This window comes from Streptomyces sp. NBC_00442, assembly GCF_036014195.1.
Lineage (GTDB): Bacteria > Actinomycetota > Actinomycetes > Streptomycetales > Streptomycetaceae > Streptomyces.
The window spans coordinates 4,566,670-4,589,564 of record NZ_CP107918.1 but is presented as its reverse complement, the minus strand read 5'-3'; the positions used below and the strand labels follow the sequence as shown (position 1 = coordinate 4,589,564).

General features: G+C 72.8%; 16 protein-coding genes. 6 read left to right on the top strand and 10 right to left on the bottom strand.

The window, feature by feature from the left end; translation table 11 throughout:
* Positions 1-87: 87 nt before the first annotated feature.
* Both OG432_RS20555 and OG432_RS20550 read right to left on the bottom strand, forming a co-directional pair.
* Positions 88-1,044, bottom strand: coding sequence for a nucleoside triphosphate pyrophosphohydrolase (locus tag OG432_RS20555; RefSeq protein WP_328312421.1), 957 nt, complete (start codon positions 1,042-1,044; stop codon positions 88-90).
* A gap of 34 nt (positions 1,045-1,078) precedes the next feature.
* On the bottom strand, positions 1,079-1,798 hold the full coding sequence (locus OG432_RS20550) for a SurA N-terminal domain-containing protein (RefSeq protein WP_328312420.1): 720 nt from the start codon (positions 1,796-1,798) through the stop codon (positions 1,079-1,081).
* A gap of 249 nt (positions 1,799-2,047) precedes the next feature.
* On the opposite strand from OG432_RS20550, the gene OG432_RS20545 reads away from it, so the two are divergent.
* Positions 2,048-4,612 carry a YfhO family protein gene (locus OG432_RS20545; RefSeq protein ID WP_443058423.1) on the top strand — a complete coding sequence of 855 codons (2,565 nt, stop codon included), beginning with the start codon at positions 2,048-2,050 and terminating at the stop codon, positions 4,610-4,612.
* Between the two features lie 187 nt (positions 4,613-4,799).
* Here OG432_RS20545 and def read toward each other — a convergent pair whose 3' ends face one another.
* Complete coding sequence (gene def, locus OG432_RS20540; RefSeq protein ID WP_328312419.1) at positions 4,800-5,462, bottom strand: peptide deformylase; 663 nt, start codon at positions 5,460-5,462, stop codon at positions 4,800-4,802.
* 122 nt (positions 5,463-5,584) lie between these two features.
* On the opposite strand from def, the gene OG432_RS20535 reads away from it, so the two are divergent.
* Positions 5,585-6,208, top strand: coding sequence for an ArsR/SmtB family transcription factor (locus OG432_RS20535; RefSeq protein WP_328312418.1), 624 nt, complete (start codon positions 5,585-5,587; stop codon positions 6,206-6,208).
* Between the two features lie 78 nt (positions 6,209-6,286).
* Here the strand turns inward: OG432_RS20535 and OG432_RS20530 are convergent, their stop codons facing one another.
* The 3 genes from OG432_RS20530 to OG432_RS20520 all read right to left on the bottom strand — a co-directional run bounded on the left by OG432_RS20530 (position 6,287) and on the right by OG432_RS20520 (position 10,757).
* Positions 6,287-7,837, bottom strand: coding sequence for a serine/threonine-protein kinase (locus OG432_RS20530; RefSeq protein ID WP_328312417.1), 1,551 nt, complete (start codon positions 7,835-7,837; stop codon positions 6,287-6,289).
* Positions 7,834-8,499, bottom strand: coding sequence for a hypothetical protein (locus OG432_RS20525; protein ID WP_328312416.1), 666 nt, complete (start codon positions 8,497-8,499; stop codon positions 7,834-7,836). Before OG432_RS20525 ends, OG432_RS20530 begins: the two co-directional genes overlap by 4 nt.
* 137 nt (positions 8,500-8,636) lie before the next feature.
* The gene (locus OG432_RS20520; RefSeq protein ID WP_328312415.1) at positions 8,637-10,757 is read right to left on the bottom strand and encodes an N-6 DNA methylase; all 2,121 of its coding nucleotides are present in this window, start codon (positions 10,755-10,757) and stop codon (positions 8,637-8,639) included.
* A gap of 224 nt (positions 10,758-10,981) precedes the next feature.
* Here OG432_RS20520 and OG432_RS20515 point away from each other — a divergent pair, with 224 nt between their 5' ends.
* On the top strand, positions 10,982-11,716 hold the full coding sequence (locus OG432_RS20515) for a hypothetical protein (protein ID WP_328312414.1): 735 nt from the start codon (positions 10,982-10,984) through the stop codon (positions 11,714-11,716).
* Positions 11,717-11,747: 31 nt separating this feature from the next.
* Here OG432_RS20515 and OG432_RS20510 read toward each other — a convergent pair whose 3' ends face one another.
* Positions 11,748-12,443, bottom strand: a complete 696-nt coding sequence (locus tag OG432_RS20510; RefSeq protein WP_328312413.1) for an HNH endonuclease family protein — start codon at positions 12,441-12,443, stop codon at positions 11,748-11,750.
* A 147-nt stretch (positions 12,444-12,590) separates the two neighbouring features.
* Positions 12,591-16,124: a transcription-repair coupling factor gene (mfd, locus tag OG432_RS20505; RefSeq protein WP_328312412.1), complete on the bottom strand. Its 3,534-nt coding sequence runs from the start codon at positions 16,122-16,124 to the stop codon at positions 12,591-12,593.
* Positions 16,125-16,697: 573 nt separating this feature from the next.
* Here mfd and OG432_RS20500 point away from each other — a divergent pair.
* The 3 genes from OG432_RS20500 to OG432_RS20490 all read left to right on the top strand — a co-directional run bounded on the left by OG432_RS20500 (position 16,698) and on the right by OG432_RS20490 (position 19,189).
* Positions 16,698-17,189 (top strand): SigE family RNA polymerase sigma factor, encoded by a 492-nt coding sequence (locus OG432_RS20500; RefSeq protein ID WP_328312411.1) that lies wholly within the window; start codon positions 16,698-16,700, stop codon positions 17,187-17,189.
* Entirely contained in the window at positions 17,182-17,715 is a 534-nt protein-coding gene (locus tag OG432_RS20495) for a hypothetical protein (RefSeq protein WP_328312410.1), read from the top strand. Before OG432_RS20500 ends, OG432_RS20495 begins: the two co-directional genes overlap by 8 nt.
* A gap of 202 nt (positions 17,716-17,917) precedes the next feature.
* On the top strand, positions 17,918-19,189 hold the full coding sequence (locus tag OG432_RS20490) for a DUF2079 domain-containing protein (protein WP_443058592.1): 1,272 nt from the start codon (positions 17,918-17,920) through the stop codon (positions 19,187-19,189).
* Positions 19,190-19,209: 20 nt separating this feature from the next.
* Here the strand turns inward: OG432_RS20490 and OG432_RS20485 are convergent, their stop codons facing one another.
* Complete coding sequence (locus OG432_RS20485; protein WP_328312409.1) at positions 19,210-21,789, bottom strand: ABC transporter permease; 2,580 nt, start codon at positions 21,787-21,789, stop codon at positions 19,210-19,212.
* Complete coding sequence (locus OG432_RS20480) at positions 21,786-22,574, bottom strand: ABC transporter ATP-binding protein (RefSeq protein WP_328312408.1); 789 nt, start codon at positions 22,572-22,574, stop codon at positions 21,786-21,788. Before OG432_RS20480 ends, OG432_RS20485 begins: the two co-directional genes overlap by 4 nt.
* Positions 22,575-22,895: the final 321 nt, after the last annotated feature.

Below are 22,895 nucleotides of genomic sequence, written 5' to 3'. Positions count from 1 at the left end.
GCCGGACGGGCTGAGGTGGCCCATGCTGGCCGGCACCGAGTAGTTCAGGGGCGCGGGGAACTGCGCGAGTGGTGGGGCGGGGCGGGGTTATTCCGCGGAGCGGATCGCCTCGCGGTAGGTGCGGGCCGCCGCCCGCAGCGCCGCCTCCGGATCCGCCCCGCCCGCCTCCGCCTCCACCGCGAGGGCGAGCAGCCGGTAGCCCACTCCCTCCCCGGCGGGGAGCGGGACGGACAGCCCGGCCGTGCGCGCCCGCGAGGACAGCTTGGCCGCGAGGACGAGGGCGGGCTGGCCCAGCGGCACCCCGTCCGTCACGGACGCCCGCTGCTTCTCGACCGCCTTCATCCGCAGCCAGTGCTCCTTGACCTCCTCCGGCGTCTCGGCCGTCTCCGAGCCGAACACGTGCGGATGGCGGTGGATCAGTTTCTCGACGATGCCGCCCGCCACGTCGTCGACGGAGAACGGCTCCTCCTCGTCCTCCTCGGCGATCCGCGCGTGGAAGACGACCTGGAGCAGGACGTCCCCCAGCTCCTCGCGGAGCTCGTCCCGGTCGCCGGCCTCCACCGCCTCGACGAGTTCGTACGCCTCCTCAAGGGCGTACTTGGCCAAGCCCTGGTGCGTCTGCCGCGAGGACCACGGGCATGTGCGCCGGATCTGGTCCATGACCTGGACGAGGTCGAGCAGGCGCGCGCCCGGCAGGTCGTAGGAGCCGGGCAGCAGCTCCAGGTCCGGCATGCTCACGCGGCCGGACCCGGCGAGGCGGGCGAGTCCGTCGGTCAGGCGCCGGTCGCCCTCCCCGGAGGGGAGCACCACCACGGTGCGGCCCCCGGCGCACGTCTCCACCAGTTCCTGCGCGTCCGGCTCGGAGAGCTCGACCTCGATGCCCGCCTCGCGCAGATACGGCAGCTGCGGATGCGCGGCATCGGGGCACAGGACCAGGTCGGCGCCGCGCAGGGTCTGCCACGCGGGCCACGACAGGAGCCCGGGGGCGACCCGGTGGCTCGCCGTGAGCAAAACGATTCGGCCGGTTTCTTCGACAGCGTTCACCCGTCGAACCTACCCGTCGTGCCCACCCGCCGGCTCAGCCGGTCGCGGCGGAGTCCCCCGGGTCGTCCTGCTGGTCCTGGGCGGCGCCCTGCTGGTCCTGCGGCGCACCCTGCTGGTCCTCGGGGGCGGCCTGGGGCGCGGCCGGCTGCTTGGCCCTGGCGATCCACGGTGCCTGGTAGTCGGCGAGCTGGATCTGGCTCGCGTTCCAGCTGCCGTAGCGGGGGTTCACGTCCACATGCAGTTCCTTGGACGCCTTGACCAGGACGGGCAGCAGGTCCTGCTGTGTCCGCGCGCCGATGGCCTGGGCCAGCTTCTGCTCGGTGACCTGCCGCTGGACGTAGGTGTCGATCTGGTCCGGGGCGAGCCCGCCGTTGGTGAGGGCCTGCTCGCGCAGCTGGTCCTCGCCGCCGGCCTGCTGGACCATCGCGGCCCGCGCGTCCTGCGTCTCCTTGCGGCTGACGCTCACCCCGGCCTGCTCGGCCGCGCGCGCGAGCACCCGGTCGAAGATCATGTTGCTGAGCTTCACCTTGCCGAGCTGACCCGAGTCCTTGATCAGCTGGGCGGACTGCGGGGACTGCCGCTGAGCCGTCCGTACGTCCTTGACCTCGGTCTGGAGCGCGGAGACCTCGATCCGGTCGCCCCCGACGACGGCCGCGGCCCCCGGATGGGCCGTGCTGCCGCACGCGGCCAGGAACGGACCCGCGGCGAGCAGGACGACGGAGACGGAGAGCGCGGTACGACGACGGCGGTGCAAAGGGGCCTCCCGGCGGAGCAGATACGTGCGGTGTGGCGACGAACCTTGCTAAGACCTTGCGGTGATCGATGGTAGGCAGTCGGCGTGGCCGGGGCCACTGATTCGCCCAACGATTCGCGACCCCCATCGGTCGCGGGGGTGACGCGGGATGAAGCCGCGCCGTCCATCGCGTGAACTGACGTCCGCGCCCGCCGTGTTGCGCCCCGCGGTCCGGCATATTCGTCGGCAGCGCACAGCAAAGGACCCCCGATGCCGACCATGCCGATCCTCGAAGCCGCCCCCGCCCCGCCCGCGGCCCCGGCACCCACACCGGCCGCCCGCCGCCCCCGCACCCGGGCCGCCGCCCTGTCCGCACTGATCACCCTGATCGCGGTCTGCGGCGCGGACGCCGTCGCCGGGGTGATCCCGCTGGGTCCGCTGCAACGGCACACCCGCAGCATCAACGACCTCGGCAACCAGTTCGTCCCCTTCCACGCCCACCTGTGGGACCTGCTGCACGGCCGCGCCGAAGGCGGGCTGCTCCTCAACTGGCAGTCCGGGTACGGCACTTCGTTCCTGCCCGACCTCGGCACCTATCTCAGCAGCCCGTTCGCGCTCCTCGTCGGCGTGTTCCCGCGCGACCGGATCGACCTCGCGGTGTACGTCATCACCGTCCTGAAGACGGCCGCCGCGGCCGTCGCGATGACGGTGCTGCTGCTCGCCCTGCGCCCCGCCGTCCGCCACCGCTGGGCGGCCGGGGTGCTCGGCGCCTCGTACGCGCTGTGCGGCTGGTCGGTCCTGGAGTCCACGTACAACCCGATGTGGCTCGACGGTCTGATCGCCTTCCCGCTGCTGTGCCTGGTCGGCCACTGGGCGAGGGCCCGGCGGCGGCCGGTGCTCGGACCGCTGGTCGTGGCGCTCGCCTGGACCGCCAACTTCTACACCGCCTACATGGCGACCCTCGGCGCCGGGCTGGTCCTGCTCCTCCTGCTGACCGTGGACCGCGACGCGGACGCGCGAGAACGCATACGGGCGGTGCTGGTGGCGGCCCGTTCGGTCGCGATCGGCATCGGGCTCTCGGCGCCCGTCCTGTTCACCGTCTACCTCGGCACCAAACACGCCCACCCGGGCTGGGTACGGGAGTTCGCGCCGGTGTCCTGGCCCGACTACCTGGCCCGCACCCTGCCCGGTACCTACTCCTTCTCCTCCCCCGCCGTCTTCCTCGGCACCGGCGCGCTGCTCCTCGCCTGCGCCCTCGCCTTCCACCGGGCGGTGCCGCGCCGCGAGCGGTACGCCTGGTCCGGCCTCGCCGTCGCCGTCGCGCTCTCCTTCCAGTGGAAGCCCACCCATCTGGCCTGGCACGCCTTCGTCACCCCCAACGGCAGCCCCTACCGCCAGACGTTCGTGCTGTGCGGCATCCTCGTGATCGCCGCCTGGACCTGTCTGTCGTACGGCGTTCCCGGACGCCGCGCGCTGCTCGGCGGGGGCGCCGTCCTCGCACTGATCGCGGCGGGCGCGGCCTTCAGCGAACTGATCTCCGCGTGGACGTATCCCCTGCTCGCCCTGGGCGTCGCCGCCGCGGCCGGCGCCCTGCTCCTGGCCCGCCGGGGCCGGCGCGGACTCACCCTCGCCGCGCTCACCCTGCTCGCCGGGGCGCAGATCGCGCAGGCGGGCGTCACCCAGGCGTACGGGGACCGGGAGCGGGCGGCCCGCATGGACGGCTACCCCGCCTGGGACGCCGCCCACACCGAGCGGGCCGCCCTCGAAGCGGGCGCCGCCGACTGGCCGCGGTACCGCACCGACCCCGGGCAGCGGCAGATCACCAACAACGACCCCCTGCTGCTGGGCGGCGAGGGCGGCGCCTACTACTCCAGCCTCACCCCGGAGGTCCTGAACCGTACGATGACCGCGCTCGGCGGCGGCTGGACCTCGCGGGGGCGGGCGTTGCAGAGCCTGGACAATCCGGTGACCGACGCGATCTTCTCCGTGGGGGCGCGGGTGCGGGTGCCCGGCAAGGACGGCGCGCCGAGCCTGGTGCGGGCCGGCGCGACCCCGCCCCTGGTCACGCTCCGCCCGTCCGGGCCGGCCCCGTCGTACGGCACCGACCCGTTCCGCAACCAGGAACTCCTGCTGGGCGCCCGCGTCTACACCACCCGCACCCTCGCGCAGGGCTGCCCCGCCGGGACCGGCATCTTCCTGTGGGCGCCGGAGCACTTCGGCACGGCGCGGCTCGGCGACGGGCCGGCCGTGGAGATGCGCGGCGGCGCGCCCAGCCGGCGGGCCCCGCTGATCCCGTTCGGCACGTCGGCGGGTCCGGGGCGCGCCTCGCACGTGACGCTGTCGCCCGCGGGGCGCTCCGCGGACCGGTCCGTGGAGCTGGGGTGCCTGGACCGGGCGGCGCTGGCCCGCGCGGTCGATCGGCTGCGCACGACGGGGGCGACGCGGGTCTCGGTCTCGGACAGCTCGGTCCGTGCGGAGCTGCCGGCGGGGGCGGCGGGTACGGCCGTGTTCGCGATGCCGCGGATCTCGGGGTGGACCTGCGGGGTGAACGGCGCGGCGGCGGTCCCCGCGGCCGACCACCTGGGCCTGGTCGCCGTGCCCCTGCCCGCCGGGGCGAGGGTGGTGGAGTGCGGCTTCCGGCCGCCGGGGCTGCGCTCGGGCGCAGCGGTGGGCGGTCTGTCCGCCCTGGCCCTCCTGACGATCCCGCTGTGGTCCCGCCTGCGCCGCCGATCGAGCCCGTCAGGGGCGCGGGGAACTGCGCGATCAGCCATCCACGGCCCGCACGCCGAAAGCCGGGGCCCCTGGGGCTCCGCCCCAGACCCGTATCGCTCCTGAAGGGCGCTCGTCCTCAAACTCCCCCAAGGCCTTAAGGGCCAGGGGGACCCCCATGGCAGGCCGAGGTGGCCCCTGTGGCCCGGCACCGAGTAGCTGAGCGGTCCGCTTCGCAATCCTTCGGGGGTTGACGCTGGAGTCCGGGGCGTGCGGGGCGATCACCATCCTGGTGGTGGACCGCTGCCGTGGGTCAGTGGCCGAGTTGTGCTGCTTTAGCTGCGCGTTCGGCGAAGACCTGCTCGCGGCGGGCTGCCATCTGGCGCAGTGCGTCCTTGCGGTCGCGTGTGGAGAGCCGGTCGAGGTAGAGGTGGCCGTTCAGGTGGTCGGTCTCGTGTTGCAGGCAGCGGGCGAAGTAGCCGGTGCCTTGGATGACGAGAGCGTTTCCGTCCTTGTCGAACCCGCGGGCCACGGCGTGGTCGGTACGTGGCAGGTCCATGCGGGCTCCGGGTACGGAGAGGCAGCCCTCGGTGTCCTCGATGAGCCTGCGGCGGGCGGGATCGGGCTCGTCGAGGACCGGATTGATGAGGTGGCCGACGTGCCGAACGCCGTCTTCGTCCCGGCAGTCGTAGACGAACAACCGCAGGTCGATGCCGACCTGGTTGGCGGCCAGTCCCGCGCCGTCGGCGACGTGCATGGTCAAGAACATGTCGTCGATGAGTCGGTGCAGTGCGGGAGTGCGGAACTCGGTCACCTCCTGGCAGGGCTGATGCAGGACCTCTTCGCCGACCACCGTGACCCGCCGCACCGAGCCGCGCACAGCTTCCGGGGGCAGTGCCGGGTAGGAGTCGATGGGCCGGCCCTGCACGCGGACCCGCCGGTCGAGGACGCCGGCGTGGTCATGAAGTACGGACACGGCGCAGATCACCTTTTTCTGAATCCTGGAAGACGGGGAGTTCGCCACAACAGGGCCTGTGTGCCGAGTGGTTGGGCCGAGCAGCTTGACCAACTGCTTTGCAAAGTAGCAGACTTTGCAAAGTGACCAAAGAGGAAGCCGACGCCCCACGACCGCGGACAGCACCCGCCAACTCCCGCGGCACGGAGGGAGAACCGCCCGAGCACGCGGTGCGTCGCGCATTGCTGGACCTGCTGGCAGAGGTGGGGACGGTCACTGCAACGCAGGCGGCCGGCCGCCTCGGCTTGAGCTCCGGGCTGTGCTCCTTCCATCTGCGTCAACTCGCCCGCTACGGGCACATCGAAGAAGTCCCGCATGCCGGTGGCCGCGCGCGGCCCTGGCGCCTGCGCCAAGCGCCGGCGCATCCGGGGGACGCTTCATCCGTGCAAGAGGGGTTCGGCGATCTGGCCCGCGGCTTGGAGGACGAGAGTTACCAGCGCTGGCTGGCCCAGCGGGACCAGGCCCCGCACGCATGGCGCAAGGACGAGGCGTTCAGCGCCGTGGTCTACCTGACGCCCGACGAGATGAGCACCCTCGCCACAGCCCTGCGCCTGACACTCGAGAGGTACCAGGACAGGGAGACAAATCCCTCCGCCCGGCCCGCTCAGGCTCGGCCGGTCGCCCTCATCAGTCGTCTGTTCCCGTTGCTTCCCACACAGGGAGGCGAGAGCGCCGGACCCGGCGACGGAGGCCAGGACCGTGCCTGAGACCGGCGCGGACGAACCACTCGGCACATGGACACGGCCGTACGGATCACCGGGCCGCATACGACAGCGGGGGCGGGACTACGCCCCGCGGACCTCTCGTTGGCGGGCCAGGGCCCGGCGCAGTTCGGCGGGGTAGGCGTGCTGCACCCCGTACACCCGCTCCGCGTCCCACAGGAGGGACTGGAGCTGCCGATGCCCCGCCCCGTGCTCACCCACCGCCAGCAACAGGTCCCCGATCCGGTGCCGGACGGCGAAGGGGCGGGACGGGTCGGCCCCGGCGTACAGCGCCTCAAGACCCGGCAGCACCGCCCGGTACTCGGCGAGCGCCCCCACCGCCTCCCCGAGTTGTTCGAGGCACTGCGCCACGTCGTGGCGGAAGTCCAGGGCCTGCGGGTCGGCGGGGCCGGCCTCCGCCGCCCGGTCCGCGGCGAGCCGGCGCAGCTCGGGCAGGGCCCGCCGGTACTGGCCGTCGTCCATCAGCGTCGCCGCGTACTGCTTGCGCAGGATCCGTACCACGGGCGACCGTTCACCGTGCTCGGCCGCCGCGGCGGGCAGGATCGAGCCGAGAATGTCGACGGCCTGGGTGATGCGGCCCTCGCCGAGCAGCCGCTTGACCTCGTCGACCGCGCCCGCCACATCGGGCCGCGGCGGCACCGTCGGCACGGGCGGCGTCACGGTGATCGGTCCCGGCGCGGGCGTGGCGACCCGGTCCGGCCAGGGCGCGTGCGGCCGCAGGAAGGGGCGAGTGGGGTCGAGCGGGCCCACGGGACCGGCACCGCCCCGCTCCGGCAGCAGCGGCGCCAGCGCCTCGTACACCTCCTGAGCGCAACTCGGCCTGTCCTGCGGGTCCTTGGCGAGCAGGCGCAGCACGAGCGCTTCGAGCGGCTCGGGCACCTCGGGGCGCAGCCCGCGTACCGCGACGGGCGCCTCGTACAGGTGGCGGTGCAGTACGCCGAGCACGGTGGATCCCGCGAACGGGACGTCGCCGCTGAGCAGTTCGTGCAGCAGCACGCCCAGTGCGTACAGATCGGTGTACGGGCCGACCGCGCCGCCCATCGCCTGCTCGGGCGCCATGTAGGCGGGCGAGCCGATGGGTGAGCCGGTGTGGGTGAGGCGCGTGGTGTCGGAGTCGAGGACCGAGGCGACGCCCAGGTCGAGGACGGTCACCGTGCCGTCCGGCTTCACCATCACGTTGCGCGGCTTGAGGTCGCGGTGGACGATCGGCACCGCGTGCACGGCGGAGAGCACCGCGCACAGCTGGGCCGCTACGGCCACCGCCCACGGCCACGGGTAGGGCCCGTGTTCGGCGAGGTGGTCGGCGAGGTCGGCGCCCGCGACGTGCTGCATCACGAGGTACAGGTCGTCGCCGTCGCTGCCCGCGTCGTGGACGGTGACGAGCCCGGGATGGTCGACCTGCGCGGTCACCCGGCATTCGCGCACGAAGCGGCGCCGCAACTCCTCCGCCTCGTCGGCCCTGCCGGAGCCAGCGACCCGGTCGGGACGCAGGAGCTTCACCGCGACCCGCCGGTCCAGGCGCCGGTCGTACGCCGTCCACACCTGCCCCATGCCGCCCTGGCCGAGCAGCGCCGCCAGTTCGTACCGTCCGGCGATGACGCGCCCCACGGTCACCGGGCCTCGCCCTCGGTCCCCTTGCGCAGGTACTGCGACAGTTCGTCGAGTTCGGCCCTGACCTGGTCGATCCTGGGCGCGGCCGGGGTGCGCGGCTGCGGCGGCACGGGCGCGGGCACCGAAGCGTGAGGCATAGGCGCGGGAGGCACGGGCGCGGGAGGCACGGGCGCGGGAGGCACGGGCGCGGGGCGGGCCGGAACGGGAGGCGCGCCCGGCACGGGGGTCTCGGCGTAGGGGTTGGCGTACGGACCGAACTGCGGGGCCGTGGCCCCGGGTATGTGCGGCGGCCCGTACCCGACGGCCGGGCCGTACGTGCTCGGCGCGAACGGGGGCCGCGCGGCGTGGCGTATGTCCGCGTACAGGAAGTAGGCCGTGGTGACGGCGGCGAGGGAGAGCAGGCCGCTCATGCCGACGTTCTGCTGCCAGTCGCCGTCGCGGGTCGACGCCACGACGAAGGAGAAGAACACGATGTACAGGACCAGTTGGGCCCAGAACAGCGTCCAGTGCGCCCGGCGCCGGGTCACGATCGCCAGGCGCAGCAGCGCCGTCCACGACAGCAGGCCGCAACTGGCCAGCGGCACCACCGCGAACAGCACGCGCAGCACCATCGCCGTCGCCCCGGAAGGGCGGGGCTGCGGCGGTCCATAGCCGGGGCCGTGCATCGCTGCTCCTGAACTGTGACGGGTCGGGACTGGTCGGTGTATGCGCTCTTGATACGGACCGTGCCGCGGCCCGTATCAAGAGCGTATACACCGTCACCGACACCGGCCCCGCCGATCCCCTGGCCGGTATCCAACCGTCATCGGGGACGGGGCGGCCGGGCCTCCCGCACGGTGCCCGTCGCCGGGTCGAACGTGCCGTCCGTCAGGCCGTCGTGCAGCCCTCGCACGAGCTGGTCGCCGAGCCGTCCCGCGAGGCGCAGCGCGTCCTCGAAGGCGGCGAGCGCGCGGAAGCGTTCGCCGTAGCGCCGCTGGTCGGCCAGGGGCAGCCGGGGCAGGTGCAGTCTGCGCACGTCGAGCCGGGTGGCGGTGGTGGCGTGGCTGCTGGCCCGGCGGTTGTTGGCCGTGCCGCGCAGGAACCCGGCGAGGAACCACGGGTCGAGGGCGCCGGGTTCGGGCCGCAGGAGCTGGAGGTTGCGGCCGAGCGCGGCGCCCGCGTGGGCGTCGTCCACGACCCGGGCGATCGCGCCGCCGCCGAGCACCGGCACCACGACGTCGCCGGCCCGGGTGAGCACCGGCTCCTCGGCGGGGCCTTCGGGCAGGGTGCCCGAGGGCTCGGCGCCGGCCAGTACGTCGTGCTCGGTGAGGACCGCGGGCGGGGCGCCTCCGGTTCCGGCGCCGCTCACCGTTCCGGCGCCGCCGGGACGCAGCAACAGCGCTCCGGCTCGGGCGAGTTCGCCGACGGTGGTGAGGGACCAGCGGGCGCCGGGGGCGGGCACCGCGGGCGGCGGGGCCAGCTCGGCGGCGCGCCGCAGGGTGGCGTCGAGACGTTCACGCACGGCGTCGAGCGCGGCGGTGCCGCCTTTGGCTGCGGGGGGCGGCAGATGGCGGGCCGGGGCCAGGTCGACGTCGTCGTCGAGGAGTTCGATGACGGGCACCGACCGGCTCACCCCGGGCTGCTCGGCGGCCGTGCCGTCACGGTCGAACGGGGTCCACGCGTCGAGCACCGCCGAGCGCAGGGCGGCCCAGGGCAGCCGGTCGCGGCCGCCGTCGGCGGCGGCGCCCTCGACGCCCGCGGTGTCGACGAGGAGGAGTTCGGCGGCGGGGCGGGTGGCGGCACCGGGCCTGCGCAGCACCCACACGTGCAGCGGGATGCCGTACGGGGGCGCGGCCCCGGGGGGCAGCGCGACGACCGCGCGCAGGGCGCCGCGTCGCAGCAGGTCCGCGCGGACGCGGCGGCCCGAGCGGCGCGACGCGGCGGCGGGCGGCATGAGGAGCACGGCGGTGCCGCCCTCGCGCAGCCGGGCCAACGCGTGCTGCACCCAGGCGAGTTCGGACTCGGTGCGGGCCGGCAGGCCGTACTCCCAGCGCGGGTCGTAGGCGAGTTCGTCGTGGCCCCAGGCCCGCTCGTTGAACGGTGGGTGGCACAGCACGGCGTCGGCGGCCGACTCGGGGAAGGCGTCCGCGCGCAGCGAGTCGGCGGCCGCGGTACGGATGCCGGCGGGTCCCGCGAGGGCGAGCCGGAGTGCGGTGAGCGCGGCGAGGTCGGGGTCGGCGTCCTGGCCGTGCAGGACGGTGGCCCCGGGCAGCGCGCCCAGCAGGGTACCGGTGCCGCAGGCCGGGTCGAGAACGGTGGCGGCGGGGCCCGCGAGGGCGGCCATCAGCTCGGCGGGGCCCTGCGGGGTGAGCGTGTACTGGCGGGGGTTGGCGTCGAGGTGGCGGCCCAGCAGGAACTCGAAGGCGTCCCGGGCCCCGGTCTCGGCGGCGAGCTCGACGGCCCCGCGCAGCAGCGGCACGGAGGGGGCGAGTTCGTCGGCGCTGGGGGTGTTCACAGAGCGGGCGGGAACAGGGGCGTCGGCGTCGCCCCGGCCGAACCGTTCGTCCAGCACCTCGCCGAGCAGACCTGCCAGCGGCTCGGCCACGGCCGCGTCACGGAGATCCGCCAACTCGCGCCATCCATCAGGCCGTTGACGCAGCAGAAGCAGGACGCAGCCGGTGTGGACGAGGGCGGTGACGGCGCCCGCCGGGTGGCCCGAGAGCTGCTGCCAGATGCGTTCCCGCAGCGGGACTTCGACGAGCTTGCCCTGCTCGCGCAGCCATTGCTCGACTTCGTCGAGCGCGAAGGAGGGGCTGGTGTCGGTGCCGCCGACCGGCTTGGGGAAGTCGGCGTGCCGGCGACGCCAGTTGCTGACCGCCGCCCGGCCCACCCCCGCGAGCCGGGCGATGGAGGCCGCGGTCACCTCCGCTGCGTGCTCCGGCACTTGGCCGCTCCCCTCGTCGCCGTTGTGCGCCGAGCCTACCGAACGCCCGCCGCAGCACTCCATACACGCCGTGAACGATAACGATCAATGTAGCGCTGTTGACTCGGTTCACGGAATTCTGCTCTGATGTGCCGCGGCCGCCGCACCTGCCAGTCCGCCCCGGCCCGCGCCAACGCCACGCACCACCACTCCGCATCACCGCGCCCCCAGGGGGAGTTCACACCATGCGCCGCCGCACGATCGTCACCACCACCGCGCTGTTCCTCTGCACCACCTCGGCCCTGACGGCCTGTTCGTCGGGCACGGGCTCCGGCTCGGCCAAGGACTCGGCCGCCGCCAAGGCCCCGGCCTCGGCAACCCCGGCCGCGGCAACCCCGGCCACGGCGAAGGACCCGTTCGCCGGCCGTAGCGCCGGGCAGATATTCAACGACGCGATGGAGGAGAACCTCAAAGCCCCTTCGCTGCGCCTCAAGGCGGACACCACCGACGCCAAGGACGGTCCGACCCAGGTGGATGCGGCCATGGACGTGAAGGGCGACTGCACGGGCACCCTGCGGTCGGGCAAGGACACCATCACCATGATCAAGGCCGGCAAGACCGTCTATGTGCGGCCCGCGGGAGCCCACACCTGGACGAAGGTGCCCACCTCGACCGCCGACGGCAAGAGCATGGCTCAGGTCTGCGACCTGAACGGCCTTCTCGACACCCCGGACAGGCGCGCCGTCGACACCTCCGCCAAGAAGGGCGCTACCACCACGGTCGACGGGCACCCCGCCCTCGTCCTTACCAGCCGGGACGGCCAAGAGCGCGATACCGCCTACGTGGCGACCACCGGCAAGCACTACCTCTTGAAGCTGGTCTCCGTGGGCGGCGACGACCCCGGAACCCTCGAATTCTCGGACTTCGGCCGGCCCGTCCACGCCGTCGCCCCGCCGAAGTCCCAGATCGCGGCGGGCTGACGACGCTCCCCGGCCCCGGCGGGGAGCACCCTCAGCCCGCCGGGAGCTTCTGGTCGCGGCAGCCGTCCAGGACCGACTTCATCGCGGTCCTCTCGGCATCGGTCAGCCACACCCCGTACTTCTTCTTCACGGCCACCTGGTCCGCCACATACGTACAGCGGTACGCCTTGTACGGCGGCAGCCAGGTGGCCGCGTCGCCGTCGCTCTTGCGACGGTTCGCGCTCGCGTCGACGGCGATCAGGTTGAGCGGGTCATTGGCGAACGCGGTCCGCTTCTGCTTGTCCCACTGCTGCGCACCCTTCTGCCAGGCGTCCGAGAGCGCCACAACATGATCGATGTCGATCTTGCTTGCGCCGCGCTTGAAGGTGATGGACTGCCCGGTGTACGGGTCGTGCGCGAGCGTGCCGGACGAGACGTCGCACTTGTCCTTGAGCTTCACGTCCTTCAGGTCCCGCTTCAGTATGTCCTCGCGGGTCTCGCAGCCGTTGTGGTCGGTGTCGCTCCAGCCCTTGCCGAACTGGTCGCGGCTGTAACCGGTCTTCGGGGCCCGCCCCTTGACGGTGAGCTGGTCGACCGCGGCGAGCGCGGACCCGGCGGCGCCCTTGGCACCCGGGGCGCCGCCCTTCGCGGTGGTGCCGGGCCCGCAGCCGGTGACGACGAGGGCGGCGGCGAGGGCGGTCGCGGGCAGCGCGTTTCGGCTGATTCGGTTGATTCGGTTGATACGCATCAAAGCGGGCCATCCTGGCAGCAGTTGGCGGAACCTCGCAATCGTAGGTACTCCTACCCGGCCGCCCGCCCGTCAACGGTCCCGGACGCGAATGAGGGGTGGCCGCACCACGCGGTCCACCCCTCGCTCCCCTTCACCTCAGCCGTCTCACGACCCCAGGATCGTCGTGAGGAACTCGCCGGTCCACGCGAGCAGCTCCCGGCCCACCACCGGCTTGCCGCCGATCTTGCCGGCGGTCGGGCGCGGCACCAGGATCTGCCGGGTGGGCGCCTTGATGATCGTGCGCGGGTAGAGCCGCTTGAGGCGCAGCTCCTGCGACTCCCTCAACTCCACCGGCGCGAAGCGGATGTTGGGACCCTGGAGCACGATCTCGCCGACCCCGCAGGCGCGGGCCAGCATGCGCAGGCCGGCCACCAGGAGCAGGTTCTCGACCGGCTCGGGCAGCTTGCCGTAACGGTCGGTGAGCTCCTCGCGCACCGCCTTGACGTCCTCCTCGGAGTTGGCCGAGGCGATCGCCCGGTACGCCTGGAGGCGCAGCCGCTCACCCGGCGCGTAGTCGTGCGGGACGTGCGCGTCGACCGGCAGCTCGATCTTGACTTCGAGGGGAGCCTCCTCCAGCTCGCCGCCGTCCATCTGCGCCCGGTAGTCGGCGACGGCCTCGCCGACCATGCGGACGTACAGGTCGAAGCCGACGCCCGCGATGTGCCCGGACTGCTCGCCGCCCAGCAGGTTGCCCGCGCCGCGGATCTCCAGGTCCTTCATCGCCACGTACATGCCCGCGCCCATCTCGGTGTGCTGGGCGATGGTGGCGAGCCGCTCGTGCGCGGTCTCCGTCAGCGGCTTCTCCGGCGGGTACAGGAAGTAGGCGTAGCCCCGGTCGCGGCCACGGCCGACGCGGCCGCGCAGCTGGTGCAGCTGGGAGAGGCCGAAGTTGTCGCCGCGCTCGACGATGAGGGTGTTGGCGTTGGAGATGTCGATGCCGGACTCGACGATCGTCGTCGAGACGAGCACGTCGAACTTCTTCTCCCAGAAGTCGACCACGACCTGCTCCAGCTGGCTCTCGCCCATCTGCCCGTGCGCGGTCTGGATGCGCGCCTCCGGCACGATCTCGCGGAGCCTGGCCGCCGCCCGGTCGATGGACTCGACCCGGTTGTGGATGTAGAAGACCTGGCCCTCGCGCAGCAGCTCGCGCCGCACGGCCGCGCCGATCTGCTTCTCCTCGTACGGCCCGACGAACGTGAGGACCGGGTGGCGCTCCTCCGGCGGGGTCGTGATCGTGGACATCTCGCGGATGCCGGTGACGGCCATTTCGAGCGTACGGGGAATGGGGGTGGCGGACATCGTCAGGACGTCCACGTTGGCGCGGAGCTTCTTCAGCTGCTCCTTGTGCTCGACGCCGAAACGCTGCTCCTCGTCGACGATGACCAGGCCCAGGTCCTTGAACTTGGTCTCCGAGGAGAACAGGCGGTGCGTGCCGATGACGAGGTCGACCGAGCCGTCCTTCAGCCCCTCAAGCGTCGCCTTCGCCTCGGTGTCGCTCTGGAACCGGCTCAACGCCCTTACGTTGACGGGGAATTGGGCGTACCGCTCGCTGAACGTACCGAAGTGCTGCTGCACCAGAAGCGTGGTGGGGACCAGAACGGCGACCTGCTTGCCGTCCTGCACGGCCTTGAACGCGGCGCGCACCGCGATCTCCGTCTTGCCGTAGCCGACGTCACCGCAGATGAGCCGGTCCATCGGGACCGTCTTCTCCATGTCCTCCTTGACCTCGGCGATCGTGGAGAGCTGGTCGGGGGTCTCCGCGTACGGGAACGCGTCCTCCAGCTCGCGCTGCCACGGCGTGTCCGGGCCGAAGGCGTGACCGGGCGCGGCCATGCGGGCCGAGTACAGCCGGATCAGGTCGGCGGCGATCTCCTTGACGGCCTTCTTGGCGCGCGCCTTGGTCTTGGTCCAGTCGGCGCCGCCGAGCCGGTGCAGCGTCGGGGCCTCGCCGCCGACGTACTTGGTCACCTGCTCCAGCTGGTCGGTGGGAATGTAGAGCCGGTCGCCGGGCTGGCCGCGCTTGGCGGGCGCGTACTCGACGAGCAGGTACTCGCGCGTCGCGTTCTGCACCGTGCGCTGGACCATCTCGATGTAGCGGCCCACGCCATGCTGCTCGTGCACGATGTAGTCGCCCACCTCAAGGGTGAGCGGGTCGATGGTCTTGCGGCGGCGGGCCGGCATCCGGCCGAGGTCCTTGGTGGCGCTGCGCTGGCCGGTGAGGTCGGTCTCGGTCAGAACGGCGAGCTTGAGCGCGGGGTCGATGAACCCGTAGTCGATGGCGCCGCACGTCACCTGGACGACGGAGGGCGTCAACTCGCCGAGTTCCGCGTCGAGTCGGGCCGCGATGCCCTCACCGCCGAGGACTTCGACGGTGCGCGACGCGGGGCCGTGGCCCGCCGTCACGTACACCGTGCGCCAGCCGTCGGCGAGCCACTGCTTGGTGTCGGCGAGCGCGCGCTGGGTGTCGCCGCGGTACGTCTCGGGGGCGTGCATGCCCAGCTTGAGGGTTTCCTCGTCCACGTCCGCGTCGTCGGCGGCGAACGGGGACACCGACCACCACATCATGCCGAGCTCACGGGCCCGGTCGCGGACGTCGGCGATGCCCCACAGCGACGCGGCGTCCACGTCGATGGGTGCCTCTCCCCCGCCGGCGCTGGCCGCCCAGGACGCCTGGAGGAACTCCTGGCTGGTCGCGACCAGGTCCGCGGCCCTGGTCCGCACCCGCTCCGGGTCGCACACCACGGCCATCGCACCCTTGGGCAGCACGTCGATGAGCAGCTCCATCTCGTCGACGAGGACCGGGGCGAGGGACTCCATCCCCTCCACCGCGATCCCCTCGGCGATCTTCCCGAGCAGCTCGCCGAGCTCGGGGTGCTCCTCGGCAAGGACGGCGGCGCGGCTGCGCACATCGGCGGTGAGCAGCAGCTCGCGGCAGGGCGGCGCCCACAGGCCGTGCTCGGCGACTTCGAGGGAGCGCTGGTCGGCGACCTTGAAGTAGCGGATCTCCTCGACGTCGTCGCCCCAGAACTCCACGCGCAGCGGGTGCTCCTCGGTGGGCGGGAACACATCGAGGATGCCGCCGCGGACCGCGAACTCCCCGCGCTTCTCGACGAGTTCGACCCGGGCGTACGCGGCCGCGGCGAGCCCTTCGACGATCTCGCCGAGATCCGCGCTCTGCCCGGTGCGCAGGGAGACCGGGACGAGGTCTCCGAGCCCCTTGACCTGCGGTTGCAGTACGGAGCGGATGGGTGCGACGACGACGGAGACCGGGCCCGCGGACGGGTCGTCCTTGCTGGGGTGGGTGAGGCGGCGCAGCACGGCGAGGCGGCGGCCCACGGTGTCGCTGCGCGGCGAGAGGCGTTCGTGCGGCAGCGTCTCCCAGGACGGGTACTCGACGACCTCGTCGGCGGGCAGCATCGCGCGCAGCGCCTCCGCCAGGTCCTCGGCCTCGCGGCCGGTGGCGGTCACGGCGAGCACCGTGCGGCCCGCCTCGCGCGCGAGGCCCGCGACGGCGAAGGGGCGGGCGGCGGGGGGGCCGACCAGGTCAATGTGCGTCCGGTGGCCGTCGGTGGCGGCCTTCACCGCGTCGGCGAGCGCGGGGTCTCGTACAACTGCGTCCAGCAGACCGTGCAGGCTCATGGAGGGCATCCGTCCCGGGGGGGTGGGCAACGCGAACTGCCCGACACGTCGTACGGGCCGGGGTCTCCAGCGTACGACGCCCCGGCCCCCCACGCCGCCGCACCCACCCCACCCCCGGGCGCCCCCCGCACCCCGGACCCCCACGACCTCCCGCGCAGTTCCCCGCGCCCCTTAAAAGGCCGGTTTTCGTGTGCGGACCGTGCCCGCGTCCCGCGCAGTTCCCCGCGCCCCTAACCCCGCTGCCATCTGCGGACCGTGCCCGCTTCTCGCGCAGTTCCCCACGCCCCTTAAAAGGCCGGTTTTCGTGTGCGGACCGTGCCCGCGTCTCGCGCAGTTCCCCGCGCCCCTCAGCCATCCGGTGCCGGGCGGCATGGGCATCCTCAGCCCGTCATGGGGGTCCCCCCTGGCCCTTGAGGCCTTGGGGGAGTTTGAGGACGAGCGCCCTTGAGGCGCGATACGGGGTCCGGGGCGGAGCCCCAGGGAGGAGGTGGGGGAAAGTTGGGGTGGGGTGTCAACCGCGGAGGGGGTGGGGGGCGTATACCCCGTGAGACCCATCCAGCCACGGGAGCCGCATTGACCGACGAGGAGTTCGAGGACTTCTACGCGCACGCCGTGAAACCGCTGGTGGGCCAGGTGTACCTGATGACGGGCGACCTCCACGAGGCCCAGGACGTGGTCCAGGAGGCCTTCGTCAGGGCCTGGGGCCGCCGGAACGGGCTGGACGCGGGCGCCGGCCCGGACGCCTGGGTGCGGACCGTGGCCTGGCGCCTGGCCGTGAGCCGCTGGCGCCGCACCCGCAGATCCGCCGAGGCCTGGCGCCGCCACAACCGCGCCCACACCGGCCCCGCCCCCGAACCGGACCCCGGCACCGTCGCCCTCGTCGCCGCCCTGCGCGGCCTCTCCGACCGCCAGCGCCGCGTCGCCGTACTGCACTACGTGTGCGACCTGAGCGTGGAGCAGGTCGCCCACGAGACCGGCATCTCCGCCGGGACCGTCAAGACCCACCTGTCACGCGCCAGGGCCGCCCTCGCGCCCCGTCTCCTGGAGGAGGAACACGGTGTCTGACGTCCACCGGGACGAGGAGTTCCTGGCTCGCGCCCTGAAGCGGGCGGCCGACGCGGCGGCCCGGCACACGATCCCCGAGCCGGGCGCGCACGTCGCGGCCCGCGGACTGCGCCGCCGCCGGCGCAACCTCGCCGCGCTCGCCGCCTGCGCGGTGTGCCTGCTCGCCGGGTCCGGCGCCGCGCTCGGCGCACGGCTCCAGGAGGGCGCGCCGGTGCCGCCCGCCGCCACCCCGACCGACGGCACGCCCTCCACCGGGCAGGGCTCCGGCCCGCCCTCCCCCGTGCGGGACCGGGGAACACCGTCCGCGGTGCCGGGCACGGGAACACCGTCCCAGGGGGGCGACGCCTCGCAGCCCGTCCCGCCGTACGGCACACCGTCCGCGTCCACCCCGCCCGTCACCCCGACCGGCACCCGCCCCGGCCTCCCCGCACGCGGCACGCTCTCCGGCTCGCCGTCCCCGATGTTCGCGGACCGGGCCGGCCGGAACGACTCCGGCACCGCCACCCCGACCACCCCCGCCCGCTGACCCAAGGAGCACCACCGTGTCCGGAGTCCTGCTCACCCTGCCCGAGCGAGGGACCGCCGCCGGCTCGCCCGGGTCCGGCGAACACCGGCGACAAGGCCGCGCGTGGGGGCGAATACTCCCGCGGCGGGCAGCCGACCCCTACCTGCTCGCCGCCGCACTGTTCGCCGCGTACACCGTGCTCGGGGTGGAGCGCTACCGGCGCATGGACACCCTCTCCTGGGACCTCGGGATCTTCGAGCAGGTGGTCCGCGCCTACGCCCACCTCCAGGCGCCCGTCGCCGACCTGAAGGGACCCGGCACCAACATTCTCGGCGACCACTTCAGCCCGGTGACCGCCCTGCTCGCCCCCGTCTACCGGCTCTTCCCCACCCCGGTCACCCTGCTCGTCGCCCAAGCCGCCCTGTTCGCGCTGGCCGCCGTCGCGGTGACCCGCGTCTCGGCCCGGCTGCTCGGACGCGGCCCCGGCCTCGCGGTGGGTGTCGCGTACGGCCTGTCCTGGGGAATCCAGCGCGCCGCCGACTTCGACTTCCACGAGATCTGCTTCGCCGTGCCGCTGATCGCCTTCGGCCTGGAGGCGATCCTGCGCGAACGGTGGCGCGCGGCGCTCCTGTACGCGCTGCCGCTGATCCTCGTGAAGGAGGACCTGGGCCTGACGACGGCCGCGCTCGCCCTCGTCGTCGCCGTGCGGGCCCGGCGCCTCTCGCCCCGCGCCGCCCGGTGGGCCCTCGCCGTGGCCCTCATCGGGGCGGTGGCCACGCTGGTCACCCTCACCGTCGTCATCCCCGCCTTCAACTCCACCGGCGGCTACGACTACTGGAGCAAGGTGGACGGGGCCGACGCGGCGGGCCCGTTCGCCGCCTGGCACCTCAAGCTGCGTACCCTGGCCTGGCTCCTGCTCCCCACCACCGGTCTGATCGCCCTGCGCTCCCCGCTGCTGCTCGCCGCGCTGCCCACCCTGGGCTGGCGCTTCCTGTCGTCGGACGACCACTACTGGTCCACGGCCTGGCACTACAGCGCGGTCCTGATGCCGGTCGTCGCGCTCGCGCTCACCGACGCGGTGGCCACCGCACGCCACAGCCCGTACGCCTGGCTGCGCACCCATGCCCCCAAGCTGCCGCTGTGCGCGGCGGTCGCGGCCCTCGCGCTCACCCCCTCGCTGCCCCTCGCGGCGCTGACCGAGCCGGGAACGTATCGAAAGAGTCCCCAAGTGGCCGCCGCGGAAGGCCTGTTGGCACGGATTCCGGACGGGGCGACGGTGGAGGCGGACATCGGGCCGATCGCCCGGCTCACCTCCCGCTGCCGCGTCTTCTGGGTGGGCTCCGCCCGCCCGGTCACCCCCCGCTACATCGCGATCGACAACTCCGACGGGTGGGCGGGCGACCCCGTCGAGTACGCGACGACGCTGCACCCCGACGCCCGTTACACGGTCGCCGGGGTGGCAGGGGGTTACGTGCTGCTGCGGCTCCAGTCCTAGCGGGCCGCTCCGCCGGTCCGTCAGTCCGTCGCGATCGCGTTCAGGACGTTCATCCTGCCCGCCCGGAACGCCGGGATCAGCGCGGCGAACAGACCCACGAACGCCGAGGCCACGAACACGGTGGCGATGGTGGGCCAGGGGATCTCCAGGACGCCCATGCCCTCCAGCGCGAGCAGCTTCTGCGCCGTGGTGCCCCAGCCCATGCCGAGCCCGAGGCCGAGCAGCGCGCCGAACAGGGCGATCACCACCGACTCCAGGCGGATCATCCGGCGCAGCTGGCGGCGCGAGAGGCCGATCGCCCGCATCAGGCCGATCTCCCTGGTGCGCTCGACGACCGACAGGGCGAGGGTGTTCACCACGCCGAGCACCGCCACGATGATCGCGAGGGCGAGCAGCCCGTACACGATGTTCAGGAGCTGGCCGATCTGGTCCTTCAGGTCCTGCTTGAAGTCGGCCTGGTTCTGCACCTTGTACTGCGGATACGCCTTCAGGGACTGCTTCAGCGAGGCGTACGCCTCCTTGGCCCTCCCGTCGTCGGCCTTGGCGAACATCAGCATGTTCTTGGGCATCCTGTCGGCCGGCAGGTACCGCGCGACGGTCGTGATGTTGGTGTACATCGCGCCCTTGTCGACGTTGGTGTCGTCCGAGGTGATCGCCGCGACCTTCAGCGTCGCGGTGGCGCCGCCCTTGAAGGCGACGGTCATCGTGTCGCCGACCGTGACACCGTGTTCCTTGGCGTAGGTGTCGCCGACCGACATGGCGCCCTTGCCGTACGCCGCCGCCAGGTCGCCCGCGACGGTCTTGCGCCGCAGATCCTCCTGGTAGGTGGGGTCGGCGGCGGTGACCTGGTCGTCGATCGCCTTGCCGTCGGGTGCGGTCAGCTTGGCGTCCACCGCCTTGTAGTCGGTGACGTGGGCGATGCCCGGGGTCTTCCTCAGGGCGTCGGCGGCCTGCGGCACGATGGGCTGGCCGGTGCCGGAGGAGACGATGAAGTCCGCGCCGACCGACTTGTCGAGCTCGTCGGTGGCCGAGGCGACCATCGAGGAGCCGACCACCGACAGGCACGCCACGAGGGCGAGCCCGATCATCAGGGCCGCGCCGGTCGCCCCCGTACGCCGCGGGTTGCGCAGCGCGTTGCGCTCGGCCATCCGTCCCACGGGGCCGAACATCCGCAGCACCAGCGCGCTGATCACCCGCACGACGACACCCGCGAGCAGCGGCCCGATGACGACGAAGCCGATCAGGGTGAGGACGACGCCGAGCCCGAGCAGGCTCGAACCGGCCGACGCCTGCGTGGAGTTGCCGGAGGCGAACAGGGCGGCGGTGCCCGCGCCGGTCAAAACCAGGCCGATGGCGGCCCGGATCCGGCCTGCCTTGCCGTCGGCCGGGGTGCCCGCGTCGCGCAGCGCGGCCATGGGGGAGATCTTCCCTGCGCGGCGGGCCGGGGTGTAGGCGGCGACGACCGTCACCACGACACCGAGGATCAGGCCGGTCACGGGCGTCGTCCACCGGACGGTGAGGTCACCGGTCGACAGTTCCATACCGATGGAGCCCATCAGCTTCATCAGGCCGACCGCGAGACCGACGCCCGCGCCGACGCCGAGGATCGAGCCGAACACGCCGAGCAGCAGCGCCTCCACGAGCACGGACCGGTTGACCTGCTTGCGGCTGGAGCCGATGGCGCGCATCAGACCGATCTCGCGGGTGCGCTGGGCGACCAGCATCGAGAACGTGTTGATGATGAGGAAGATGCCGACGAGGAAGGCGATCCCGGCGAAGCCGAGCATCGCGTACTTCATCACGTCGAGGAACGAGCCGACGCTGGCGCGGCTGTCGTCCGCCGCTTCCTTCGCGGTCTGCAGCTTGTACGGGCCCGAGCCGCCGAGCGCGGCCGCCACGTCCTGCTTGAGCCGCTGATCGCTGACGCCGTCCGCGGCGGCGACGTTGATCTGCGTGAACTGGCCGGCGCCACCGAGCAGTTCACGCTGCGCGGTCGCGGTGTCGAAGTAGACGATGGCCGCGCCGGGGTTGGTCACCTTGAACGTGGCGATACCCGTGATCTTGGCGGTGAAGTCGCCGGTGACGGCGATGGTGCGCAGCTCGTCGCCGATCGTGAGGTGGTGCTTGTCGGCGGTGTCGGCGTCGACCATCGTCTCGGTCGGCCCGCGCGGGGCCCGGCCGGAGGTGATCTCCATCGCCTTGAGGTCGTTGTCGGTCCAGTTGCCGGCGATGGTCGGGGCGCCGGTGGTGGAGCCCATGTTCTCGTTCTTGGCGTTGACGACCGTGACGTTGGTGCTGCCGACGGCGCCCTCGGCCTTGCGCACGCCGGGCGCCTTGGCGACCTTCGCGACGAGCGAGGCGGGCAGCGCGTCGGGCTTGCCGGTCTGGGAGGGAGCGCCGTCCGCGGTGGCCGACTTGGGGCTGACGGTGACGTCGGCCGCGGTCGCCGCGAACAGCTTGTCGAAGGTGGTGTTCATGGTGTCGGTGAAGACGAGCGTGCCGCACACGAACGCCACCGACAGCAGGACCGCGACGGCCGACAGCGCCATCCGTCCCTTGTGCGCGAGGAAGTTGCGCATCGAGGTCTTGAGCACGCTCATGAGGTACGCCCCCGCGTGTCGAAGGCCTTCATCCGGTCCAGGACCGCTTCGGCGGTGGGGCGGAGCATTTCGTCCACGATGCGTCCGTCGGCGAGGTAGAGCACGCGGTCCGCGTAGGAGGCGGCCACCGGGTCGTGGGTGACCATCACGATGGTCTGGCCGAGCTCGTCGACGGACTGGCGCAGGAAGCCGAGCACTTCGGCGCCGGCCCGCGAGTCCAGGTTTCCGGTCGGCTCGTCACCGAAGATGATCTCCGGCCGGGCCGCCAACGCCCGTGCCACGGCGACCCGTTGCTGCTGGCCGCCGGAGAGCTGGGTCGGCCGGTGCTTGAGCCGCCCCGCCAGGCCCACCGTCTCCACCACGCGCTCCAGCCACTGCGCGTCGGGCCTGCGGCCCGCGATGTCCATCGGCAGCGTGATGTTCTCCAGGGCGTTCAGCGTCGGCAGCAGGTTGAACGCCTGGAAGATGAACCCGATCCGGTCCCGGCGCAGCTGCGTGAGCTTCTTGTCCTTCAGGCCGGTGATCTCGGTCTCGTCCAGGTAGATCTGGCCGCTCGTCACGGTGTCGAGGCCCGCCAGGCAGTGCATCAGGGTGGACTTGCCGGAACCCGACGGTCCCATGATCGCGGTGAACTGCCCCCGGGCTATGTCCACATCGACCCGGTCGAGGGCCACCACGCGGGTCTCCCCCGACCCGTACGCCTTCACGACGTGGCGCGCCCGAGCCGCGACCGCCGTACGCCTTCCGGTGTCCCCGTGCTGGGGAATGGTCACAGCCGTTGTCACGGTGATTCTCCTAGGTCATTTTCAGCCAGTCGCTGACGTACGTCTTGAGTCTCGGGCAAGGGGGGGCTTGGCGCCCTGGGGCCCGGCGCAGTCTTCGGGGTGGGGTTTTCCCCACCCTGCGGCTGTCGCGTCGCGACGTAGGTCCACGGTAGGGAGGGGGTGGTGGGTGCGACCTCCTCCGCCGGGACGAAAGCCCCCCGCCCCCAAGTAGGGCCCACCCCCTAGGGGTCCCCACCCCTACGGCTCCGCCCGGCCCCGTTCGCGCGTTTTCCCACCCTCCCGCCCGTGCGGCAACTCTGAAGGGTGCGGCTCCCTGGGGCT

What these genes read in the sequence shown, in the direction of transcription:
- OG432_RS20485 (WP_328312409.1), bottom strand. Translation starts at nt 21,789, where the DNA reads ATGAGCGTGCTCAAGACCTCGATGCGCAACTTCCTCGCGCACAAGGGA.
- OG432_RS20525 (WP_328312416.1), bottom strand. Translation starts at nt 8,499, where the DNA reads ATGCACGGCCCCGGCTATGGACCGCCGCAGCCCCGCCCTTCCGGGGCG.
- OG432_RS20545 (WP_443058423.1), top strand. Translation starts at nt 2,048, where the DNA reads ATGCCGACCATGCCGATCCTCGAAGCCGCCCCCGCCCCGCCCGCGGCC.
- OG432_RS20510 (WP_328312413.1), bottom strand. Translation starts at nt 12,443, where the DNA reads ATGCGTATCAACCGAATCAACCGAATCAGCCGAAACGCGCTGCCCGCG.
- mfd (WP_328312412.1), bottom strand. Translation starts at nt 16,124, where the DNA reads ATGAGCCTGCACGGTCTGCTGGACGCAGTTGTACGAGACCCCGCGCTC.
- OG432_RS20490 (WP_443058592.1), top strand. Translation starts at nt 17,918, where the DNA reads ATGGACACCCTCTCCTGGGACCTCGGGATCTTCGAGCAGGTGGTCCGC.
- OG432_RS20515 (WP_328312414.1), top strand. Translation starts at nt 10,982, where the DNA reads ATGCGCCGCCGCACGATCGTCACCACCACCGCGCTGTTCCTCTGCACC.